Raw genomic sequence first — 22,084 nt, 5'->3', positions numbered from 1 at the left:
TGCACGGGAACGGTGGTCACGATCGTCCCAGATTACGCTTTCCGCCCACGTCTCGGAGCATTCCCGCCACCACCAGGGCGAAGGCGCCGACGAACACGAGAAGCCAGAGGCCCAGTGAGTAGGAGTTGGTGTCGGCGTTGTACGTGGCTCCCATGACCAGGGGCGGGAAGTATCCGCCGAGGCCTCCCGCTGCCGCGACGATGCCGCTGACGGATCCGACCTTCTCCGGTGGCGTCGATGGACCGATCCAGGCGAAGACCGCACCCATGCCGAGCCCCATCGCAGCGGCCATCAGGATGAAGGTGACCCCGGTGACGATACCTTCGGGCGGCTGCTGGCCCACGATGTACGCGAGGGACACGATCCCTCCGAGCGAGATCAGTGCGATCACCTTGGGGCCGAAGCGATCGGCCAGCACGCCGCCGATGGGACGCGCGATGACCGCCGCCGCGGCGAAGAGAGCGGTTCGCGTCCCCGCTCCGACGACATCGACGTCGTCGGGATAGATCGTGGTGAGGTACTTGGGCAGGAAGGTCGAGAACGCGACGAATCCACCGAACACGATGCCGTAGAGGAACGCCATCTCCCACGTCACCGCGAGCTTCAGCGCGCCGACGACCTTGGGCACGAACCGCTCGGTGTTGGGACGCCAGACGGGCGAGTCGCGGAGGAAGAACCACGACAGCACGGCCAGTACGGCCAGTGCCCCCGCGATCACCAGGTGCGTCGGGAGGTACCCGATCGACTCCACCAGGCGGGGTGTGAAGAACGCCGAGACGGCCGTTCCGATCATCCCCATACCGAACACGCCGTTCGCGAACCCGCGTCGAGCCGGCGGGAACCACGCGCTCGAGAAGGGGATGCCGACCGCGAAGATCGTTCCGGCGACACCGAGATAGAACCCGGCGATCAGAAGCAGAGGGAAGCTGCGGATCTCTCCTGCCACCGCGACGAGGAGCACGGCCGGAACCGAGATCAGTAGCACGGCGGTGAACATCTTCCGTCCGCCGAAGCGGTCGGTCATCGCGCCGACGACGATGCGTCCGAGCGCGCCCACCAGCACGGGCGTGGCGAGCATCAGGGAGATCTGCCCCTCATCGAGGCCCATCTCGGTGGCGTACGCCTTCTGCAGCGGTGCGATCGCCATCCAGGCCCAGAAGCCGACCGTGGAGGCGAGGGTCGCGAGGATCACCTGCGCGAAGCCGCCTTTGAGCTCGGACCGGGCGGGGGAAGCTGCGGCAGAACTCATGGGTGGTTCCTCCTCTGAGCGACGAGAGTAGCCCCGCGAGCACCCCGCCCACCACCCTGTTCTCCCGTGCTAATTGCTTCGCGGATTAACACGGCGCACCCTTGTGCGGGTGCATGTCCGGGTGTTGGATGCTGAGTCAAAGGCCGCCTGAAGGAGACACGATGACCCCTGGCATCCGAACCGAGAGTCCGCACTCCACCGACGGTGCTCTCGCCGACGGGCTGGTGAGCCTCGGCAGGTTCATGCGGCCGGGCGAGGTCTCCTCCGATCTCCGCTCGCTGTTTCTGGAGGGCGGCCGCTCGGGCGACGCGTTCTACCGCGATCGCTGGTCGCACGACAAGGTGGTGCGGTCCACGCACGGCGTGAACTGCACGGGCTCCTGCTCCTGGAAGGTGTACGTCAAGGACGGCATCATCACGTGGGAGGCGCAGCAGACCGACTACCCCTCCATCGGCCCCGACTCTCCGGAGTACGAACCGCGCGGATGCCCCCGCGGCGCTGCCTTCAGCTGGTACACGTACTCGCCGACCCGGGTGCGCTATCCCTACATCCGAGAAACCCTCGCCCAGCTCTACCGTGAAGCGCGAGCCGTGCACGCCGACCCCGTCGACGCCTGGGCCTCGATCGTCGAGGATCCGGAGAAGTCCACCGCCTACAAACGTGTCCGCGGCAAGGGCGGTCTGATCCGTGCGACCTGGGACGAGGTGCTCGAGATCGCGGCCGCGGCCCACGTGCACACGGTGAAGGAGTACGGCCCTGACCGGGTGGCGGGCTTCTCGCCGATCCCGGCCATGTCGATGGTCTCCCATGGCGCGGGCTCCCGCTTCCTCAACCTGCTCGGCGGAACGATGCTGTCGTTCTACGACTGGTACGCCGACCTGCCCGTCGCGAGCCCCCAGATGTTCGGTGATCAGACCGACGTGCCCGAGTCCGCCGACTGGTGGAACGCGGGCTACCTCATCATGTGGGGGTCGAACGTCCCCGTCACGCGCACGCCGGACGCGCACTTCATGGCCGAGGCACGCTACCGCGGCCAGAAGGTCGTCACGGTCTCGCCGGACTACACCGACAACACCAAGTTCGCCGACGAATGGGTCGCGCCCCACCCGGGTACGGATGCCGCGCTCGCGCTCGCGATGGGCCATGTCATCCTCAGTGAGCATTTCGTCGAGAAGAGGACACCGCGGTTCGAGGACTACATGCGGCGCTACACCGATGCGCCCTTCCTCGTGGCTCTGGAAGAGAGGGACGGCGGGCTGGTGCCGGGCAAGTTCGTCACCGCCTCGGATCTCGACGGGGATGCGGCAGCGCAGGCGCGCGCGGACTTCAAACCCGTGCTGCTCGACGCCGTCGGGAACCCCGTGGTTCCGAACGGCTCCCTCGGCCACCGGTTCACGGCAGAGGACGAGGGGCGTTGGAATCTCGACCTCGGCGACGTCGTCCCGCCGCTCTCGATCAGCGACCTGCCGGGTGATCATGGCGCCGTCGAGGTGCGGCTGCCGCGCTTCGACCTCGATCCGGAGCCGGGTCAGGAGCATGCCGGGGGGTCGGGCGTCGTCGTGCGCGGCGTTCCGGTGCGCACGGTCGCCGGGCGGAAGGTCACGACCGTTTTCGACCTCATGCTCGCGCAGTACGGCGTCGGTCGCGAAGGGCTGCCGGGTGCGTGGCCGACGGGCTACGACGACGCGAGCAGTCCGGGGACGCCCGCGTGGCAGGAGGAGCACACGGCGGTGCCGGCCCCGCAGGCGCTTCGCATCGCACGCGAGTTCGCCGACAACGCCGAGCGGTCGGGCGGTCGGTCGATGATCCTCATGGGCGCCGGCACGAATCACTGGTTCCACTCCGACACGATCTACCGCACCTTCTTGGCGCTGACGACCATGACCGGATGCCAGGGGGTGAACGGCGGCGGCTGGGCGCACTACGTCGGGCAGGAGAAGGTGCGTCCGATCACGGGATACCAGCAGTACGCGGCCGCCGCAGACTGGGGCCGCCCTCCGCGTCACACCATCGGCACCGCATTCTGGTTCCTGGCGACCGATCAGTGGCGTTACGACGGACTCCCGGCCGACCAGCTCTCGTCTCCGTTGGGTCTCGGCCGCTTCGCCGACCGCACCACGGCCGACTGTCTCGTCGAGTCCGTGCAGCGCGGATGGATGCCCAGCTACCCGACGTTCGACCGCAACCCGCTGGATCTGTGCGACGAGGCCGATGCTCTCGGAAAGGAGCCGGCGCAGCACGTCGTCGACAGCCTCGACGACGGTTCCCTGAAGTTCGCCGTGGAGGATCCGGACGCGCCGGAGAACTTCCCTCGCGTCGTCCTGGTGTGGCGCGCGAACATCCTCGGCTCCTCGGGCAAGGGCAACGAGTACTTCCTCAAGCATCTGCTCGGCACCGACGCGGCGATCCGCGCCGACGAAACCGCGCCCGGCTCTCGTCCGACGACCATGACCTGGCGGGACGAGGCTCCGGAGGGCAAGCTCGATCTCCTGATGACGGCAGATTTCCGCATGACGAGCACCACGCTCTTCAGCGACATCGTGCTGCCGGCGGCGACCTGGTACGAGAAGCACGACCTCTCGTCGACCGACATGCACCCGTTCATCCATGCGTTCAACCCGGCGATCGCGCCGCCTTGGCAGACCAAGACCGACTTCGACACGTTCGGGATGCTGGCGGAGAAGTTCAGCGAGATGGCCCGCACCCACCTGGGTGTGCGGCGGGACCTCGTGGCGGCGCCTCTGCAGCACGACACCCCCGACGCGATGGCGACACCTCACGGCAAGGTGGAAGACCTGCCACGCGTGCCGGGCGTGACGATGCCGAAGCTCGTCGTCGTCGAGCGCGACTACCCGAATCTGTTCGCTCGGTGGAAGGCGCTCGGACCGCTCACGCAGAAGCTGGGTATGACCACCAAGGGCATCACGTATCGGGCCGAGCCCGAGATCGAGAAGCTCAAGAGGAGCAACGGCGTCGTCGAGGCTGGTCCCTATGCCGGATCGGTGCGCCTGGACAGCGACCGTCGTGCGTGCGAGATGATCCTCGCGTTCTCGGGCACGAGCAACGGCCGCCTCGCGGTGCAGGGCTTCCAGGCGCTCGGAAAGCACACCGGCCAGGAGATGGCGTTCCTCGCCGAGGAGCACGAAGGGACGCACCTGACCTTCTCCGACGTCTCGGTGCAGCCCCGCAGCGTGATCACGTCTCCGGAATGGTCCGGATCGGAGCACGGAGGGCGCCGCTACACGGCTTTCGCGATAAACGTCGAGCACCTCAAGCCCTGGCACACCCTGACTGGTCGCCAGCACTTCTACCTCGACCACGACTGGATGGACGAGCTCGGCGAGACGCTGCCCATCTATCGCCCGCCGCTCGACATGCACCGGCTGTTCGGCGACGTCGTCCCCGGAACCAACGGCGCCGCAGAGGTGCATGTGCGCTATCTGACGCCGCACTCCAAGTGGTCGATCCACTCGGAGTATCAGGACAACCTCTTCATGCTGTCGCTGTCGCGTGGCGGCCCCACCATCTGGATGAGTCCGCAGGATGCCGACAAGATCGGCGTCCGCGACAACGACTGGATCGAGTCCTACAACCGCAACGGCGTGGTGGTCGCGCGGGCGAACGTGTCGCACCGCATGCCCGAGGGCACCGTGTACATGTACCACGCGAAGGATCGAACGGTGGATGTGCCCATCTCGGAGATCAGCGGCCAGCGCGGTGGCATCCACAACTCCCTCACCCGCATCCTGCTCAAGCCCAGCCATCTGATCGGCGGCTACGCGCAGCTGTCGTGGGCGTTCAACTATCTCGGCCCGACCGGGAACCAGCGCGACGAGGTCACCACGATCCGCCGCCGCGACCAGGAGGTGCGGTACCGATGAAGGTCATGGCGCAGATGTCGATGGTGATGAACCTCGACAAGTGCATCGGGTGTCACACCTGCTCGGTCACGTGCAAGCAGGCATGGACGAACCGCACCGGCATGGAGTACGTCTGGTTCAACAACGTCGAGACACGACCGGGCGTCGGGTACCCGCGCGGCTATCAGGATCAGGAGAAGTGGGGCGGTGGCTGGGTGCGCGACAAGCGCGGTCGGCTGCGCCTGCGCAGCGGTGGACGGTTGGCGAAGCTCATGCGTATCTTCTCCAACCCGAAGCTGCCGGGCATCGACGACTACTACGAGCCCTGGACGTACGACTACGACATGCTCGTCAACGCTCCGAGCGGTGAGCACACTCCGGTGGCCCGACCGAAGAGTCTGATCACCGGCAAGGACATGAAGATCTCGTGGTCGGCCAACTGGGACGACGATCTGGGCGGTTCCATCGAGACGATGCAGGAGGACCCGATCCTGCAGAAGATGAGCGAGCAGGTCGAGGCGGAATTCCAGAAGGCCTTCATGTTCTACCTGCCCCGCATCTGCGAGCACTGCCTCAATCCCTCGTGCGTGGCCTCGTGTCCGTCGGGTGCGATGTACAAGCGGGAAGAGGACGGCATCGTCCTCGTGGATCAGGATGCATGTCGCGGGTGGCGCATGTGCGTGTCGGGCTGCCCGTACAAGAAGGTCTACTTCAATCACAAGACCGGCAAGGCTGAGAAGTGCACGATGTGCTACCCGCGGATCGAGGTCGGGCTGCCCACCGTGTGCTCGGAGACCTGCGTCGGCCGACTGCGGTACCTCGGGCTGGTGCTCTACGACGTCGATCGGGTCGCCGAAGCTGCGGCGGTGGAGGACGAGCACGAGCTCCTCGAGGCGCAGCGTTCGGTGATCCTCGACCCGAACGACCCGGCAGTGATCGAGGCCGCACGTCGTGACGGGATCCCCGAGGACTGGATCGAGGCCGCCCAGCGAAGCCCGATCCATCGGTTGATCCAGAAGTACAAGGTCGCGCTTCCCCTGCACCCCGAGTATCGGACGATGCCGATGGTCTGGTACATCCCGCCGCTGTCGCCGGTCGTCGACGTGATCACCGGGTCGGGCAACGACGGCGAAGATGCGCGCACGCTGTTCGCCGCGATCGACAAGCTCCGGATCCCGATCGGATACCTCGCCGAGATGTTCACCGCGGGCGATCCGAAACCCGTGGACGCATCGCTGCGCAAGCTCGCGGCGATGCGGTCCTACATGCGCGGGGTCAGCATCGATGACGAGCGCGACGAGCGCATCGCGGCGGCCGTCGGCATGACCGGTACCGAGATCGAGGAGATGTACCGGCTGCTCGCGATCGCGAAGTACGAGGAGCGATACGTGATCCCGGCAGCGCACGCGGAGAGAGCGCACGAGCTGGAGGAGATGGCCTGTTCGCTCGATTATGAAGACGGGCCGGGCATGGGCGGTGCCGGCCCCTTCGGAGCGAACAGCGGCTATCCGACGCCGGTCGCCGTGGAGAACTTCCACGTGTTGGCCGACCGGCAGACCGCCGACAGGCCGTCGACCCCGAATCGCCTGAACCTGCTGAACTGGGACGGCAACGGCCGACCGGGCGGCATGTTCCCACCGGAGGCGAAGTCGTGAGCAGCGTGCTCCCCATCCGGGACCGGACGGAACGGGTCACGCCGTTGCGCCCGCTTCCCGACACGCTGGCTCCTGCGGCGCTCACCGCGGGGCAGCGTCGGACGGTGCACATGCTCGCGTCGCTGCTGCTGGAGTATCCGGACGCCGCGTGGTTCGATCGGATCCCGGTCCTGCGCGCGCACATCGCAGCGCTGCCCCGCGCCGTGGCCGACCCGATGACGCGGTTCCTCGACGGGGCGGAGCGTGATGGTGCATCGGGGCTGCAGCGCGAATACGTGACGACGTTCGACCTGAAGCGGAAGTGCTCGTTGTACCTGAGCTACTACGCGACCGGTGACACTCGGCGTCGCGGCACCGCACTCGTCACGTTCCTCGAGGCGTACCGTGCCGCGGGCTGGGAATTCGACGCGGCCGACCTGCCCGACTTCCTGCCGGCGGTGCTGGAGTTCTCGGCGCTGTCGGGGTCTCCCATCGCCGACGCTCTCCTGGCCGCGCACCGAGAAGGCGTCGAAGTGCTGCGGGCGGCGCTGGAGAGCATGGGCAGTCGCTGGGCCGATCCCGTGCGCGCCGTGACGCTGTCGTTGCCGAAGGTCGACCAGGCGACGAGAGAGCGAGTGCTCGCACTGGTGAATGAAGGGCCGCCCGCGGAGACGGTCGGGCTGAGCCTCCCGATGCCCGCATTCCGAGCGAGGGAATCGATATGAGTCTGCAGATCATCCTGTGGGTCGCGCTGCCGTACGTGTGCGCGGCGATCTTCGTCGTCGGTCACATCTGGCGGTATCGCTACGACAAGTTCGGCTGGACGACCCGCTCCTCGCAGACGTACGAGAACAGGCTGCTGCGCTGGGGATCGCCGATGTTCCACCTCGGCATCCTCATGGTGATCGCCGGGCATGTGGTCGGGCTCCTCATCCCGCGGGAGTGGCTGTACGCGATCGGCATCAACGAGGAGATGTATCACATCGGGGCGACCGTGCTCGGGACGGCGGCGGCGCTACTGACCTTGGCGGGGCTCGCCATCCTCATCTACCGACGCCGCACGGTCGCGGCCGTGTTCCTGGCGACCACCGTCATGGACAAGGTGATGTACGTGTTCCTGGGGGCGACGCTCCTGTTCGGCACCGCGGCCACCGTGGTGCACCAGGTGTTCGGCGGTGGTTTCCATTACCGCGAGACGGTCTCCCCGTGGTTGCGCCAGCTGATCATCCTCCAGCCGCGACCCGACCTGATGCTCGATGTGCCGCTGCTGTTCCAGCTGCATGTGCTCACGGCCACACTTCTGTTCGCGCTGTGGCCGTTCACCCGCCTCGTGCACGTGTTCTCGGCGCCGGTCGGGTACCTGTTCCGCCCGTACATCGTCTACCGCTCCCGCGACGACCAGAACGGATCCAGGGCGCCGAAGCGAGGGTGGGATCCCATCTCCACTCCGGACCCGGAGCGTCTGCGGCGTCCCTGATACGCCGCCTCCGCGCGCAGGCATCCGTGGGGGATGTCCTCGTCAGCGCGCCGAGTCGGCGAAGCGTTCAGCGCGCCGAGTCGGCGACGGCAGCGGCGAAGGGGGTCGCCGGGGAGGCCAGGACCTCGGCGACGGCGGCATCCTGCACGATGCGTCCGGCCTGCACGATCACCAGCCGCTCCGCGAGAGCCTGAGCATCGAGGATGCCGTGCGAGACGAGGATCGTCGTGGTGGTTCCGCGCTGTTCGCGCACGACCTCGCGCAGCTGGGCCGCGGCCTCGACATCGAGCGAGGTGAACGGCTCGTCGAGCAGCAGCAGCCGAGGGGATGCGGCGAGGGCCCGCGCGAGGGCGATGCGCTGGCGTTGTCCGCCGGAGAGCTCGTCGGGCCGCCGCGGACCGTATCCCGCGAGACCGATGCGGTCCAGCCACTCGGTCGCCCGTCGGGTGGACTCTTCGCGGGTGCCGCCGCCGGCCCGGGCAGCGAAGGCGATGTTCTCGGCCGCAGTCATGTGCGGGAACAGCAGGGCGTCCTGCCCGAGCAGACCGATCGAACGGCGCGACGGCGGCGTGTGCTGCCGCTCTCCGGACAGGCGGTCCCCGTCGAGGTCGACGTGTCCGGCATCGAGCCGCACGAGCCCGGCGATCGCTTCCAGCAGAGAGGTCTTGCCGGCACCGCTCGGGCCCATGATCGCGACGAGCTCGCCTGCGGCGACGCGGAGCTCGGCGTCGAGCCCGGCGTGCTGCACGACGACGTGAGCGTCGAGAACACCCGCATCGCGGGCATCGCCGACCGAGCCGCCGACGCGGGCGCCCGTCATCGGAGGGCCCCCGGACGCCACGCCCGCACGAGCAGCAGCACGACGACGGCGGTCCCCAGCAGCAGGATCGACAGGGCCACAGCCGTCTCGCGGCCGGCGCCCGCTCCGTTGAAAGCGGTGTAGATCGCGAGCGGCATGGTCTGCGTCACCCCGGGAGCATTGCCGGCGAACAGGGCCGTGGCCCCGAACTCGCCGATGGCGCGGGCGAAGCACAGGATCACCCCGACCACGATGCCGGGAGCGGCGAGCGGCAGCGTCACCCGCCACAGCACCGTGCTCGGCGATGCTCCCAGCGTGGCGGCCGTGCGCTCGTACCGGCTTCCCGTGCTGCGGATGGTCCCCTCGACCGCGAGCACGAGGAACGGCAGAGCCACGAACGCCTGCGCCAGCACCACGGCCACGGGGGTGAACGGGATGCCCGTGCCGAACCACGCGGCGATCAGACCCCCGAGCGGACTGGAGCGGCCGAGGAGGAACAGCAGCGCGACGCCGCCGACCATCGGCGGCAGCACCAGCGGCACCGCGACGAGTGCCCGCAACAGGGCCGAGGTCCGCGGCCCCGCGCGGGCGATGAGGAGCGCGAGCGGAAGGCCGAGCACGATGCACAGCGCGGTCGCTGCGAGCCCGGTGGTGAGCGAGAGGCGGAGGGCGTCCAGCGCCACCGTCGAGGTGATGTCGGCCCAGAACGTCGACCACGACGCACGCGTGAGCAGGGAGATCAGCGGCAGCGCGAGCAGAAGGATGCCGAGCACGGCAGGCGCGACGAGGAGGAAGGGAGGTGCCGCTCCCGTGTCGACCTGCCGCATCCTCGTCATGCTCGTTCTCGTCATGCTCCGCCTCGCCACGCGATCGTGGTCATGGCGCACCGAACCCGTGGTCGGCGAGGATCTGCCGGCCGATCGGACCCCGCACGAACTCGACGAAGGCCCGGCCGGCGTCCGTCGCTCCGTCGAGAGCAACGATCGGGTAGCGGTTCACGACCTGGTCGCTGCCGTCCGGGGCGAAGCTCTCGACGTCTTCTCCCACCACGTCGGTCGCATAGACCAGACCCGCATCCGCCTCACCGGCGACGATCTTCTGCAGCACGGCGGAGACGTTCTGCTCGAGACTGGCCGCCGTGACCGAGACGCCGGCGCCGTCGAGCAGCAGCTGCGACGCCGCCCCGCAAGGCACTTCGGGCGCGCACAGCACGGTGGTCGCCTCCGCGAAGTCGGCCAGCGAGGTGATCCCGGCGGGGTTTCCGGCGGGCGTCGCGACCACGAGGGTGTTCGTCGCGAACGGCGCCGGGTCTTCGGCGATGCCGGTGTCGACGAGCGTCTGCATCGTGCGCTCGTCGGCGGTGGCGAGCACGTCGGCGTGCGCACCCTCGGTGAGCTGCGTGACGAGCACGCTCGACCCGTCGTACACGATCGGCGCGACATCGACCGCCGGGTGCTCCTCGCCGAATGCCGCCGCGATCTCGTCGAAGACCGGGCTGAGCGAGGCTGCGGCGAAGACGGTGACCTCGCCGGTGAGCTCTCCATCGGCGGCAGAAGGCGAGGGATCCGCGGAGGAGGCGGCAGAGCATCCGCCCAGCAGCAGGGCGACGACCAACGCGGCCGACCCGGCGAGGAGCCTGCCGGTCACCGCGGTGTCTCCACGATCACGGTGGTCGCCTTGATCACCGCGACGGCCAGCGAGCCCGGCTGCAGATCGAGCTCGCGCACGGCCTCGGCGGAGAGCAGCGACACGAATCGATGAGGACCCGCCTGGATGTCGACCTGCGCCATGACGCCGTCGATCTGCACGCGGGTGACGAGTCCCGTGAAGCGGTTGCGGGCGCTGGAGAGCACGTCGCCGGGAGTGGGCGGAGCCACGGCGAGGGCGACCGCGTGCTGCGCGAGGGCCTCGCCGGGGATGCGGGCGGGGCTGTCGGCGGTGACCGGCAAGGCGTCCTGGTCGATCCAGCGACGCACCGTGTCGTCGCTCACGCCGAGCAGGCGAGCGGCTTCGGCGATGCGGTAGCTGGTCACAGCCCGAGCCTAGAGGGGAGGGTTCCGCAGATCCACGGTGTTCGTCGTGAATATTCCGCATCCGCGGATTTCTGTGCGGGGTCGTGCTCAGCGAAGGGATATTTCTCCGGTGCTCGAACGGCCCCACGACATGCCGCCCGGGGTAGCCTGAGCGCATGCCGCTGCCTCCGCTCGTCGAGCCCGTCGCAGCCCTCAGTGCGGCCGAGTCGGAGCGGACCGCACGGCACCTCGTGCTCGCCGACCTCGGGGCACTAGGCCAGCGACGTCTGCGCGCGGCCCATGTGGCGGTCGTCGGCGCAGGCGGACTCGGATCTCCTGTCGTGCTCGCGCTCGCCGCAGCGGGTGTCGGCACCCTCACGGTCATCGACGACGACGTGGTCGAGCTCTCGAACCTGCAGCGGCAGGTGCTGCACCGCCTGGCCGACGTCGACGCGCCCAAGGTCGACAGCGCGGTGCGCGTCGCGGCCGATCTCTCGCCCGAGACGACCGTGCGTCCCGTGCGCGAACGCCTGACCGCGGCCAACGCCGAGGCGCTGCTCGCCGACGCCGACCTCGTCATCGACGGCTCCGACACATTCGAGACACGCACGCTGGTGGCTGCGGCGTGCGAGCGTGTCGGGGTGCCGTTGGTGTGGGGTGTCGTGCAGGAGTTCGCCGCGCAGGTCACGGTGTTCTGGTCGGCTCCGCCCGCGGGGGTGGCACCGGTGGTGCTCAGTGACCTCTATCCGCCCGAGGGCATCGGCGAGCTGCCGAACTGCGCCACGGTGGGAGTGCTCGGGGCGCTCTGCCTCCAGGTGGGGTCGGTGCTCGCGATGGAGGCCATCAAGCTCATCGCCGGCATCGGTGAACCGCTGTTCGGCCGTGTGCTGCTGATCGACGCGCTGCGGGGACGCATGAGCGAGGTCCCGCTGCGGGGACGGGGGGAGGCGAGCGGAGTGGCGACCACGACTCCCGTCCGCGCCGAGGTGTCCTTCGTCGCCGCGGATGCACTCGACGACGAGATCGCCGCCGGCGCGCTCGTGCTCGACGTGCGAGAGGCGGACGAGATCGCCGCCGGGGCGATCCCCGGCTCCCGGCACGCACCTCTCGCAGTCGTCCTCGGTCACCCCGAGGAATTCGCCGCCGAGGGTCGGGTCGTGGTCGTCTGCCAACGCGGACTGCGCGCGGTGCGTGCCGCGACGGCGCTGCGGAGCGCCGGGGCGGATGCCGTCGTGCTGACCGGCGGCATGGATGCCTGGAGCGCACGATGAGCGGCATGCGCACGGTCGAGGAGCAGCTCGCCGTCGTGCTCGGCGCGGTGCGGTCCCGCCCGGCGGTCACTCGACCTCTGGACGAGGCGATCGGCTTCACGCTGTCGGAGCCGGCCCGCGCGCAGAACCCCGTCCCCGTGTTCGAGAACTCCGCGATGGACGGCTTCGCAGTGCGCTTCGCCGACGTCGCCACCGCGTCCGATGGGGATCCTGCCGTGTTGCGCGTCGTGGCGGACGTGCCGGCGGGCAGCGGGGAGGATCCGCCGCTCGCCCCCGGAACCGCTGCCCGCATCATGACCGGTGCTCCGGTGCCGTCCGCTGCCGACACGGTCGTGCCTTTCGAAGACACCGCCGGCGGCCTCGCCGATTCCCTGGGCGAGATCCGAGTCGTTCGCGCACCGCGGGCGGAGGGTGCGCACGTGCGTCGGGCGGGGGAGGATGCCGCGGTCGGCGCTGTCGTCCTCGAGACGGGAACCCTGCTCGGCGCGCGACAGCGGGCCGCGCTGGCATCCGTCGGCATCGCTCGGGTCGCCGTCGCGCCGCGCCCGCGGGTGGCCATCGTCTCGACCGGCGCCGAGCTCGTGTCTCCGGGGGAGCCGTTGCTCCGAGGGCAGATTCCGGAGTCGAACAGCCTGCTGCTCGCCGGGCTCGTGGCAGAGGCCGGGGCCGAGGTCGTGTTCCGCGAGGTCGTCGGCGACGATGGTGCAGGTCCCGCCGAGGCTGTGGCCCGTGCGACCGCACTCGGGCTCGATGCCGTGATCTTCTCCGGGGGCGTGAGCGCCGGCGCGTACGAGCCGGTGCGGCAGGCGTTGAGCGAGGCGATGGAGTTCGTGCAGGTCGCCATGCAGCCGGGCAAGCCTCAGGGGTTCGGAGTGACCGACGCCGGGATGCTGCTGTTCGGACTGCCCGGCAATCCGGTGAGCGTGGCGGTCTCGTTCGAGGTGCTGGTGCGCCCTGCGCTGCTGGGCATGCAGGGTCGTCGTGAGATCCATCGTCCCCGGCGACCCCTCGCCGCCGGCACCGGGTGGCGCACCCCTCCCGGTCGTCGCCAGTATCTGCCGGCGGTGATCGACGCCGACGGCCGGGTGCATCCCGCGACCCGCGGCGGATCCGGCTCTCACCTCGCGGTCGGCCTCGGGGCCGCCACCGCCTACGCCATCGTCCCCGCCGAGATCGAACAGGTCTCGGTCGGCGACCTCATCGACGTGATGGAGCTGTCATGACCTTCACCCACCTGGATCCGGCCGGCCACGCGCGCATGGTCGACGTGACCGAGAAGCAGCCGACCGTGCGCGCCGCAACCGCCGCGGGCTTCGTGCGCTGCACGCCGGAGACGGTGGCCCTGCTCCGAGACGGCGCCGTGCCCAAGGGTGACGTGCTCGCCGTGGCCCGCATCGCCGGCATCCAGGCGGCCAAGCGCACACCGGAGCTGCTGCCGCTCGCACACGTCATCGGCGTGCACGGCGCGGTCGTCGACCTCGACATCGAAGACGAGGGGATCCGGATCAGCGCGACCGTGCGCACGGCCGACCGCACCGGGGTCGAGATGGAGGCGCTCACGGCCGTCTCGGTCGCCGCGCTCGCGGTCGTCGACATGATCAAGGGTGTGGACCGCGCGGTGACGATCGAGAACGTCCGCATCGTCGCCAAGGAGGGCGGGCGCAGCGGTTCGTGGCGGAGGCCGGGGGAGTGACCACCTCGTCGCACGCCGGGGTCGGCGCCGTGCTGCTCGTCGGTGGCGAGGGGCGTCGGATGGGCGGCATCGTGAAACCGCTTCTCACGCTGGAGGGGCGATCGCTGTTGGGGCGCACAGTGGATGTGCTCGGCGATGCGGGGGTGACGCCGATCGTGGCGGTCGGACCGCTGCTCGACGACGCGGTCGACGTGGTGTGGACGAGGGAGGAGCCGCCGCTCGGTGGTCCGGTGGCGGGGATCGCCGCAGGAATCGCGCAGATGTCGGCCGAGTGGGTGCTGATCCTCGCCGGCGATCTCGCGCGTCCGGATGCGGTCGTGCACGGATTGCTCTCCCACCGCGTCGATGACGCCGCAGCCCCGGCATCCGTCGACGGAGTCGTGTTCTCCGCGGACGGGCATCCGCAGTGGCTGGCCGGTCTGTATCGCACGGCATCCGTCCGTCACGCGCTCGACCGCATCGAGACCGACCGGGATTCCTCCGTCCGCGCACTCCTCGGCGGCCTCGCCATCGAGTGGGTCGCCGACCAGGAGGGGATCACCGCCGACATCGACTCGCCCGCCGACCTGGCTCGTGCACGACAGGAACTCGAGGAGACACCATGACCGAGAACAGCCGCACCCTTCCCCCGGAGGCGCTCGATGCGTGGGCCGGCGAGCTGCGCGAACGCTTCGACCTGAGCGCGGAGGATGTGCCCATCGCGTTGATCCTCGACCTCGCCCGAGACGTCGCGAACGGGGTCGCGCGCCCCGCCGCGCCGTTCAGTGCCTTCGTCGCCGGCCTCGTCGCCGGTCGTGCGGGCGGCTCACCCGAAGACGTGCGTGCGACGGTTGCCGTGATCGTCGAGCTCGCGAACGGTCATGCCGCCGAGGGACAGAGCTGATGGCGACGGTGCGGTACTTCGCGGCTGCCGAGGATGCGGCCGGCCGTGCGACGGAGCTCTCGGATGCCGCGACCCTCGGTGCGCTCCGGGTCGAACTCGTAGACGCGCATCCGGCACTGGGGGCGATCCTCGACCGCTGCGCCCTGCTCGTCGACGGTGCCAGGGTGGACGATGACTTCGCGCTGGCGGGGGCCGGGACCGTCGACGTGCTGCCTCCGTTCGCCGGCGGCTGAGGCTCAGCCGCCGATGCCCTTCCAGGCCGTGGTGCCGTCGGCCTCGACCTGACGCTTCCAGACCGGGAGCTCGCGCTTGATGGACTCGATCATCTCGCGGCACACCACGAAGGCTTCGTCGCGATGCGCGGCGGCGACCGCGACGATCACGGCGGCCGAGCCCACGGGAAGGCGGCCGATGCGGTGGCTCACAGCGATGATCGCCTCACCGCTCACGCCCGTGGCGACGGCACGTTCGGCGAGGTCGCGGAGGATCCGCTCGGCGTCCGGGTGCGACGAGTACTCGAGGGCGACGACCTCGCCGGCGGCATCCGGGTCGTGGTCGCGCACGCGTCCGAGGAAGGTCGTGACGGCGCCCGCACGGTCGTCGTCCACGGCGGCGAGGTGCGCATCGAGAGACAGCGCGATGTCGCTGATGGCGGCCAGAGCGACGGTCATCGGTGGTCCTCTCCGTCGAGCTGAGCGATCACGTGCGCCGCGACCGACAGGATGACCGGCATGCCGTCGGCGACGCCGCCGGGAGAGCCGGGGAGGTTCACGATCAGCGCGCCCTGCGCGGTGCCGGCGAGGCCCCGGCTGAGCAGCGCGGCGGGGAACTTCGCCGCCCCCTGCCGACGCAGCTCTTCGGGGATTCCGGGAAGCTGTCGCTCGAGCACGCGCGCGGTGCCCTCTGGGGTCTCGTCGCGTGCCGCGATGCCGGTGCCGCCGGTGGTGACGATGAGCCGCAGGCCACGAGTGAGGAGATCGCGCAGCGCCCGCTCGACGGCATCCGCTCCGTCGGGGATGATGACGGGATCGGCGCAGTCGAATCCGGCGGCGCGGAGGGCGGTGACGGCGAGCGGCCCGGCCGTGTCGGCGCGGGTGCCGGCTGCGCCGCGGTCGGACACCGTGAGCACGGCGGCGGAGGTCATAAGCCGAGGGTAGCGCCGGGCGTTGCGGGCATGATCGTTCAGACGCTCATGTCGACGGGCGGTTCCATCACGATGCCCTGTGCTTCGAAGGCGCGGCGGCGCTCCTCGATGCGGCGGTGCAGCTCGACCTGTGCGTCGTCGACGAACTGCGGGTCGAGGTCGATCGTCGACGGGTGCGGGTCGCCGTGGTTCGCGGCGATGTACGCGTCGAGTTCGGGGCCGCTCGTCCACGAGGTGATCAGGGCGTAGCGGGGGGCGGTGCCGCGGTGCCAGACCGCGTGCCAGAAGCGCTGGGTGTCGACGATGATGCGGGAGCCCGCACGCAGCGGCAGGCGGATCTCGGTGGCCGGGTCGAAGCGGTCGGATCGCAGGATCAGCATCGACTCGGTGTCGTCGGAGAGGTTGAAGAATCCGCGGACCACCCAGCCGGTGCCCTCTTGGTTGAGGCGGTTGTTGTCGTCCTGGTGCAGGTTGTAGATCGCGTCGGCGTACTCGTTGGGCTGCAGCTCGATCACGCGGCAGCGGCCGATGCCGGCGCCCGGCTCCTGTGCGCGGCGCTGCAGGGTGGGGGCGATCGCGACCTGCGACTCGACCCAGACGCCGTCTTTGTCGGTGCGCGGCGGGGTGTGGTTCCAGAAGCCGTTGCAGTCGACGTCGCCCGCGTAGCTGGTGAGCGGGGCGAAGCGCGTGATGCCCGAGGAGCGCCAGCCGACGTACTGGAGGCCGAGCCACTCGGCCGGATCGGCGGGCGAGGTGTGGTCGTCGAGGACGACATAGCCCGTCTCGGCCAGCGCATCGGACGTGATGAAGCCCATGATGAGTACCCTTCCCGTCATCGCTGCCCCCACAGGCGGCGGGTTCTTAGGCAATCCTAACCCGGTTCAGGTGCTGTCGCAGGGCCTCGCGCCGTGCAAATGCGGCTGGGGGCGCCGATATTCTGAGGACATGACTCAGCCGCAGGGAGCCCTCCTCGTGGGCAGCGTGAACTATAACGACGCCGAGACCACGATGCGCACGGCGGCGGGCCTGCTCGGCGACCGGCTCCGCCGCATCCCGGACGGCGAGGTCGGCAAGCGGTTCCACTGGATCATGTTCCAGCCCGACGTGATCGGTCGGGCCGACGGCATCGAGCGGATCGGCGACGAGCCCATCCCGTTCCCTGCCGGCATCGACGCGCGTGGCCTGCGCATCGCCGCGGGAGTGGATGCCGCGAGCATCGAGCTGCCGCCGCTCGGCTACGCCGCCGCCGCGGTCGAGTCGTACGCGGTGTTCACGCGCCTCCGCGCCGAAGGGGCTGTGCCCGCCGGCATCCGATTCCAGGTGTCGCTGCCGACGCCGCTCGCCGTGATCTCCTCGTTCTCCCACGGCGACGACCGGGCCGCGATAGAGCCCGTGTACACCGCCGCGATCCTCCGCGAGCTCGACGAGATCCTCGCCGCGATCCCGCGCGACGACCTCGCCGTGCAGTGGGACGTCGCCAGCGAGATGGGCATCATCGAGCGCGCGGCTGGCTACGGCGCAGTCATGGAGGCGTGGTGGCCGGGCGACCCGTTCGACGGGCTCGTCTCGCGGCTGTCGGCCCTGGTCGATGCCGTGCCCGCAGACGTCGAGGTGGGCGTGCACCTCTGCTACGGCGACGCGGGGGAGAAGCACTTCTTCGAGCCGACGGATGCCGCGAACCTCGTCCGCTACGCGAACGCCGTCGCGGCGGCATCCGCTCGCCCGCTCACCTGGCTGCACCTGCCGGTGCCGATCGCTCACGACGACGCGGCCTACTTTGCCCCGCTCGCCGACCTCGCCCCCGTGAACGAGCTGTACCTGGGGCTCGTGCACCGAGAGGACAGTGCCGAGGGGGCCGAGCGCCGCATCGTCGCAGCCATCCCATACGCCGCCGCGTTCGGCGTCGCGACCGAGTGCGGCATCGGCCGGGCACCCGCCGGCTCGACCGAGGGCATCCTGCGCACTCATGCCGAAGTCGCCGCCGCCTGGTGAGCCGCTTCCGTCGATTCGCGTGCGGGCCCCGCGTCGCGTAAGCTATTCCGCGGTGACGTGTCCGAGCGGCCGAAGGTGCAACTCTCGAAAAGTTGTGTAGGGTAACCCCCTACCGTGGGTTCAAATCCCACCGTCACCGCCACCACGAAGGCCCTGCCTCCCTTGGAAACACTGGGATGCGGGGCCTTCGTCATGTTCTGGATCGAGCGAGCGGTAACGCAGCAGTAACCATGGGGCCCAGCGGAAAAGCAGCAAGGAGTTCGCGGAAGGCACGCGCGTTCTTGCGCGGTTGGATACCGATAGCCAACGAAGGGCCTCGAAGCGCGCGAACCTCAGAACAGCCCTGGCCTGAGCCGTGATTGAGCCCGGGCCTTAGCCCAAGCAAGGAGTGGAACGGCGACGCCCATCGATGGCAGCGGCCGGAGAGAAAGACGTGCCACGTTCGTTATGACTCGTCATGATCGTGGTCCCAATGAGGGAAGCGAGTTCCAGATCGCCTCCCCTGAGGGGTCAGGAGCGCGGGTTCTTCCGACTCCTCGGGCCCCGGGAGTGTTGTCCCCCCGTCGCTCTCGGGGTTCAGGGCCTGTAGCGTAGTTGGTAGCGCGCCTCGTTCGCATCGAGGAGGTCAGGGGTTCGATTCCCCTCAGGTCCACAGTTGACGCAGTCGCAGTCCGAGCCGCCGGATCCGCCCGTCGTCCATCTGGCCGATTGTGGGCTTCTCCGAGGCGTGGGGCCGCGAGAGCTCTGCTGCAGTGGTTAGGGGTGAGTAGCTGTGCGAAGAAATGTGGGGGGACTGGTGCTCAGCTTCTGGACGGTGGTGTAGGTGAGGGTGGGGACGTAGCACAGGACTCGTGCGAGTTCGGTGGTGCTGGCTCCTCCGGCGACCAGTTGTTGCAAGTGGACTCCGATAAACCTGTGGAGGCGTCGTTGCAGCTCGTGCGTGAACAGGGCTGGCTCAAGGCGGAGAAGCGTCACCTGGTCGCGTGTGGCGTTGAACACGGCGCCGAAGGATACCAGGATCGTCGCGGCTCCGGATATGGCGAGCGCGGCACTGGTTACGGGTTCCGGGAGTGCCATCCAGCTTCCGAGTAGGAGGACGGCGCCGACGGCGAGGGCGACGAGGCCGCAACCCCGCGGCCGCGCGTAGGTTCTTTGCGATCGCTGTTCGCGCGTGACGTTCGAGAATGTGGAGGTCTTCTCGGCGTGGTTCGTGGGTGGGGTGTGTAGGCGGCGCGAACCATTGAGGCGAGGCTGCGGAATGTGCAAGGACTTCGATGGCGTGGCGGGGAAAGTCCTGGTGGGTGGACAGCGCGTCATGCGGCAGCGCATAGGCGTTCTCGAGGATGCGGAGGATTCTCTTGTCGACGACACGTGCTTCGGGGCCGCCCTTGTTCTCGATCGTCCACCGCGCTCCAACTCTCGTCTACTGTGATGCGGGGTGCGGCATAACGAGCGCTCCACCGTGGCCACCAGCCCGTCGTGCTCCTGTAAATCCTGTCTGCGTGATCATGAACCATCCGGCTCCGGCGGAATGACTTCGCCAGCTACGCAGACACCAATTGCTCCGCATTCTTACGTGCGGGATCGCACCGCTGAGTTCATGTTCATGTGCATGAGACGCGCCTTCCACGGGCGACGGGCGACGGGCGACGGGCGACGCAGGGGCGCGTGCTGGGGAGTCTCCCTTGCGGGGACCTGGCATCGTGGCTGTTATATGCGCCATCTCCTGGCGCCGGTGGGTCAGCCACGCGCGGGGCCACCCTGTGGTGCTGTCCCCGCGAGAAGGCAATCACGCTGACGTTGCGACAGTGCGCGAACCCCTCCGCGTTTAGCCGACCCGCCACCCCAACCTGCAGTCCGCGGAGTCAGTCACCAACCACGGTACGTCCGGTGTCGACCGTCAGGGCGGCACATGAGGGGAGTTCATCGAGGCTGGCTGCGCATGTGCGCTGAACGCCATTCAGATTCGTACTCAATGGCTCTGAGTGAGCACCAGCGCGAGATCGGAAGAAGTGCAGCACCGCATAGGATCGCCACCCATGTGATCGGATGAGCCCATACGCCAAGTGCGATTCCCCACGGTCCGGCGATCCAGGCGAGGATCGTCCACCAGAGCAAAGGTGTCAGCACGAGGAGCAGTCCGAGAAGCAGTGTTAGTCTAGCCGCGCGACGGTACGACGCTGAGGACCGAGCTCGTCGGGCTGGTGACGAATGTTCGGCGGGGTGTCGGACCGAGAAACCCCCGTCACCACAAGAAGCTGGCGATTCCGTGGGCGCCTGACTTTGCATGAATCTCCTATTGCATTAGAACCCATTTGCAACAACGACCCCACATGACCGTGGGCTGACCGCTACTAACTGAGACGCTCAACGGTGCGCTTGCTCACGCGGTTGGCCTCGATATCGAACTGCCTGCTGAGGTCAGTAGCGGTCGTTCACCGGCCGGCAATGGAATCTGCCGTCGAGCACCGTCCCGCACTTTTGAACGTGAGTTGCGCATTCCTACGAGTGGACTCCACAGCGGTTCCTCACAGCCGCTCGCACCTAGGCGGCCCAGCGGTCTTGGCTCCGCTGGCCCGCCGCGTCAACGTGGACCTGAGGGGAATCGAACCCCTGACCTCCTCGATGCGAACGAGGCGCGCTACCAACTGCGCTACAGGCCCCGAACCCCGAAACGGACGCTGACTGAGACCGATCCAGGGAGGCCCCCGGGAAGCGGGGTGGGGGACCACGCTTCCCGGGGTCATACGGCCGGGAGAACTCGGGGCTCCCGGCGCCCTTGGGTGAAGCGCTGGAGTTCGCTTCGCTATTCGAGACCTTGGCCGAGCCGAGTCATAACGAAGATGGTCGCGCTTCCTCCTCAGCTGGCCTCGGTCAATCGTTCGGTGACGGCGGGGGCTTTCGCCTCAAACCGCAAGCATCCGCTTGGAGTCGCGGCTCCCGCCGGGTCGCGAGGCGTAGCGTTACATGATTCCGACGAGCAATCTCTCGTCGGGCAAGAACTCACCCCCAAGGAAACCGCCGAGTGGCTCGTCCTATCCGGCCTTCATACCCGCGGCAGAGAATTCCCGGCGGGTCGTCGAGCAACAACTCTATGGAGGCCGCTGCTGCGATGGAGCAGTCATCCCGTCTGGCGGATCGGGGGAAGGGCTGTCCGACCTCGCAGTATTTGTCGCCCCGGGGCGCTTCCCAGATGACATTCTCGTCACGCACGGTTGCAACACGCAGGTCTGTGACACCGCCTCGCTTCGTGCACCGGGCAGCGGAGTGTTGACTCTCCCGGCTGTTTGGCCCCCAAGACGGATATCGCCGCCGTTGGGGCTACCGTAAAGGCCAGCACTCAGCCGATAGTGGATGTGCGATCGGGCCTTGCAGCGCAGTTGGTAGCGTGCGCCGTTCGCATCGAGGTGCACGAGTTGGGCGTGCATCCCCCGACCTGCATTGCCACTACTTGATCCTGGGACGCCCCTAAGCTGAAACGCTGCGCGTAGCGCGTCAGGCGGTGGCGAGGACGGAGCCTGCTCGAGGAGCGTGATGGTCGGGTCGCCGCAGAGGGACGTTCGAAGAGCCATCTCGCCGCCCAGGCCCGCGAGGTCTTCGGCCGCGTTGTGGAACTTCGGGAGGTGCCGCAACTCGGGGACCTCGTCGACGGTGTCCCCGATCTGAGACCCGAGAGTGTCTCGGGGATATCGCCCGTCGGAGGCTATGGGCTGACGCGAGGACCGAGCGGACCGACCTCCTCCGTGCAGATCAGTAGCGAGTGGACTGCGGTTGAATGCTTGGCGCGATCGGAGCCCTTCGCGTCATGAGATCGAATGCGTCTCGCACAGCTCCGGGCGTCGTCACGACGTCCTCGTAGTAGTGCGTGAAACCGCGGTCGTCTCTCACGACGATCGATACGCGCACCGTTTCGTCGAGGTTGCGCGGCGGAAGCGAGATCTGCTGACTCACCGAATAGTCCTTCCTGGGGCATCCCTCGTCGTCACGGAAGCCCAGGGAAGAGACCGGGAATCCCGCGATTCATTACGCGGATCCCCGGTCGGGATGCTTCGGCGCTTCCTGACCGAGTC

The 22,084-nt window shown here is 68.7% G+C and carries 20 protein-coding genes and 3 tRNA genes; 13 read left to right on the top strand and 10 right to left on the bottom strand.

The genetic code is table 11. From position 1 onward, the window contains the following. Nucleotides 1-16: 16 nt before the first annotated feature. Nucleotides 17-1,249: an MFS transporter gene (locus tag ACWGO6_RS05875; RefSeq protein ID WP_452326148.1), complete on the bottom strand. Its 1,233-nt coding sequence runs from the start codon at nt 1,247-1,249 to the stop codon at nt 17-19. A 161-nt stretch (nt 1,250-1,410) separates the two neighbouring features. On the opposite strand from ACWGO6_RS05875, the gene ACWGO6_RS05870 reads away from it, so the two are divergent. Genes ACWGO6_RS05870 through narI form a run of 4 tightly spaced genes read left to right on the top strand, consistent with a single transcriptional unit; the run spans nt 1,411 to nt 8,220 of the window. Further along, a complete protein-coding gene (locus ACWGO6_RS05870; protein WP_452326147.1) occupies nt 1,411-5,130 on the top strand; it encodes a nitrate reductase subunit alpha in 3,720 nt (1,239 codons plus the stop codon). Then, the gene (gene narH / locus ACWGO6_RS05865) at nt 5,127-6,764 is read left to right on the top strand and encodes a nitrate reductase subunit beta (protein ID WP_136041601.1); all 1,638 of its coding nucleotides are present in this window, start codon (nt 5,127-5,129) and stop codon (nt 6,762-6,764) included. Before ACWGO6_RS05870 ends, narH begins: the two co-directional genes overlap by 4 nt. After that, the gene (gene narJ / locus ACWGO6_RS05860) at nt 6,761-7,468 is read left to right on the top strand and encodes a nitrate reductase molybdenum cofactor assembly chaperone (RefSeq protein ID WP_240745034.1); all 708 of its coding nucleotides are present in this window, start codon (nt 6,761-6,763) and stop codon (nt 7,466-7,468) included. The genes narH and narJ overlap by 4 nt, the downstream gene beginning before the upstream one ends. Continuing rightward, nucleotides 7,465-8,220 carry a respiratory nitrate reductase subunit gamma gene (gene narI, locus ACWGO6_RS05855; RefSeq protein WP_136041602.1) on the top strand — a complete coding sequence of 252 codons (756 nt, stop codon included), beginning with the start codon at nt 7,465-7,467 and terminating at the stop codon, nt 8,218-8,220. Before narJ ends, narI begins: the two co-directional genes overlap by 4 nt. A 67-nt stretch (nt 8,221-8,287) precedes the next feature. Here narI and ACWGO6_RS05850 read toward each other — a convergent pair whose 3' ends face one another. The 4 genes from ACWGO6_RS05850 to ACWGO6_RS05835 are packed head-to-tail and all read right to left on the bottom strand — an operon-like array spanning nt 8,288 to nt 11,052. After that, complete coding sequence (locus tag ACWGO6_RS05850; protein WP_136041603.1) at nt 8,288-9,040, bottom strand: sulfate/molybdate ABC transporter ATP-binding protein; 753 nt, start codon at nt 9,038-9,040, stop codon at nt 8,288-8,290. Next, nucleotides 9,037-9,870: an ABC transporter permease gene (locus ACWGO6_RS05845; RefSeq protein WP_452326146.1), complete on the bottom strand. Its 834-nt coding sequence runs from the start codon at nt 9,868-9,870 to the stop codon at nt 9,037-9,039. Before ACWGO6_RS05845 ends, ACWGO6_RS05850 begins: the two co-directional genes overlap by 4 nt. Before the next feature lie 25 nt (nt 9,871-9,895). Continuing rightward, nucleotides 9,896-10,666, bottom strand: a complete 771-nt coding sequence (gene modA / locus ACWGO6_RS05840; RefSeq protein ID WP_452326145.1) for a molybdate ABC transporter substrate-binding protein — start codon at nt 10,664-10,666, stop codon at nt 9,896-9,898. After that, nucleotides 10,663-11,052 (bottom strand): TOBE domain-containing protein, encoded by a 390-nt coding sequence (locus ACWGO6_RS05835; protein ID WP_452326144.1) that lies wholly within the window; start codon nt 11,050-11,052, stop codon nt 10,663-10,665. Before ACWGO6_RS05835 ends, modA begins: the two co-directional genes overlap by 4 nt. Before the next feature lie 155 nt (nt 11,053-11,207). Between ACWGO6_RS05835 and ACWGO6_RS05830 the strand changes: the two genes are divergently transcribed. From ACWGO6_RS05830 to ACWGO6_RS05805, 6 genes are read left to right on the top strand one after another with little or no spacing between them, the layout of a single operon-like run. Then, on the top strand, nt 11,208-12,302 hold the full coding sequence (locus ACWGO6_RS05830; protein WP_452326143.1) for a ThiF family adenylyltransferase: 1,095 nt from the start codon (nt 11,208-11,210) through the stop codon (nt 12,300-12,302). After that, a complete protein-coding gene (locus ACWGO6_RS05825) occupies nt 12,299-13,525 on the top strand; it encodes a molybdopterin molybdotransferase MoeA (RefSeq protein WP_452326142.1) in 1,227 nt (408 codons plus the stop codon). The genes ACWGO6_RS05830 and ACWGO6_RS05825 overlap by 4 nt, the downstream gene beginning before the upstream one ends. Next, entirely contained in the window at nt 13,522-13,995 is a 474-nt protein-coding gene (gene moaC, locus ACWGO6_RS05820; RefSeq protein WP_452326141.1) for a cyclic pyranopterin monophosphate synthase MoaC, read from the top strand. The genes ACWGO6_RS05825 and moaC overlap by 4 nt, the downstream gene beginning before the upstream one ends. Beyond that, nucleotides 13,992-14,600 (top strand): molybdenum cofactor guanylyltransferase, encoded by a 609-nt coding sequence (gene mobA / locus ACWGO6_RS05815; protein WP_452326140.1) that lies wholly within the window; start codon nt 13,992-13,994, stop codon nt 14,598-14,600. The genes moaC and mobA overlap by 4 nt, the downstream gene beginning before the upstream one ends. After that, a complete protein-coding gene (locus ACWGO6_RS05810) occupies nt 14,597-14,878 on the top strand; it encodes a DUF6457 domain-containing protein (RefSeq protein ID WP_452326139.1) in 282 nt (93 codons plus the stop codon). Before mobA ends, ACWGO6_RS05810 begins: the two co-directional genes overlap by 4 nt. Further along, nucleotides 14,878-15,111, top strand: a complete 234-nt coding sequence (locus tag ACWGO6_RS05805) for a MoaD/ThiS family protein (protein WP_452326138.1) — start codon at nt 14,878-14,880, stop codon at nt 15,109-15,111. Before ACWGO6_RS05810 ends, ACWGO6_RS05805 begins: the two co-directional genes overlap by 1 nt. Nucleotides 15,112-15,114: 3 nt before the next feature. On the opposite strand, the gene ACWGO6_RS05800 is transcribed toward ACWGO6_RS05805, so the two are convergent. The 3 genes from ACWGO6_RS05800 to ACWGO6_RS05790 are packed head-to-tail and all read right to left on the bottom strand — an operon-like array spanning nt 15,115 to nt 16,837. Continuing rightward, nucleotides 15,115-15,549 (bottom strand): molybdenum cofactor biosynthesis protein MoaE, encoded by a 435-nt coding sequence (locus tag ACWGO6_RS05800; protein ID WP_452326137.1) that lies wholly within the window; start codon nt 15,547-15,549, stop codon nt 15,115-15,117. Then, nucleotides 15,546-16,022 carry a MogA/MoaB family molybdenum cofactor biosynthesis protein gene (locus ACWGO6_RS05795; RefSeq protein ID WP_452326136.1) on the bottom strand — a complete coding sequence of 159 codons (477 nt, stop codon included), beginning with the start codon at nt 16,020-16,022 and terminating at the stop codon, nt 15,546-15,548. Before ACWGO6_RS05795 ends, ACWGO6_RS05800 begins: the two co-directional genes overlap by 4 nt. Nucleotides 16,023-16,060: 38 nt before the next feature. Next, nucleotides 16,061-16,837 carry a hypothetical protein gene (locus ACWGO6_RS05790; protein WP_452326135.1) on the bottom strand — a complete coding sequence of 259 codons (777 nt, stop codon included), beginning with the start codon at nt 16,835-16,837 and terminating at the stop codon, nt 16,061-16,063. Between the two features lie 130 nt (nt 16,838-16,967). Between ACWGO6_RS05790 and ACWGO6_RS05785 the strand changes: the two genes are divergently transcribed. The 3 genes from ACWGO6_RS05785 to ACWGO6_RS05775 all read left to right on the top strand — a co-directional run bounded on the left by ACWGO6_RS05785 (nt 16,968) and on the right by ACWGO6_RS05775 (nt 18,666). Continuing rightward, the gene (locus tag ACWGO6_RS05785; protein WP_452326134.1) at nt 16,968-18,014 is read left to right on the top strand and encodes a hypothetical protein; all 1,047 of its coding nucleotides are present in this window, start codon (nt 16,968-16,970) and stop codon (nt 18,012-18,014) included. Nucleotides 18,015-18,065: 51 nt separating this feature from the next. Beyond that, nucleotides 18,066-18,156: transfer RNA gene (locus ACWGO6_RS05780), tRNA-Ser, on the top strand. Nucleotides 18,157-18,593: 437 nt separating this feature from the next. Then, nucleotides 18,594-18,666: transfer RNA gene (locus ACWGO6_RS05775), tRNA-Ala, on the top strand. A 1,938-nt stretch (nt 18,667-20,604) separates the two neighbouring features. Here ACWGO6_RS05775 and ACWGO6_RS05770 read toward each other — a convergent pair. Together ACWGO6_RS05770 and ACWGO6_RS05765 are read right to left on the bottom strand one after the other, a co-directional pair. Next, a tRNA-Ala gene (locus ACWGO6_RS05770) sits at nt 20,605-20,677 on the bottom strand. Nucleotides 20,678-21,764: 1,087 nt separating this feature from the next. Next, complete coding sequence (locus tag ACWGO6_RS05765) at nt 21,765-21,965, bottom strand: hypothetical protein (RefSeq protein ID WP_452326133.1); 201 nt, start codon at nt 21,963-21,965, stop codon at nt 21,765-21,767. Nucleotides 21,966-22,084: the final 119 nt, after the last annotated feature.

Source organism: Microbacterium sp. NPDC055665 (assembly GCF_053618035.1).
The sequence above is the reverse complement of the archived record's forward strand: the minus strand, read 5'-3'. Positions and strand labels throughout refer to the sequence as shown.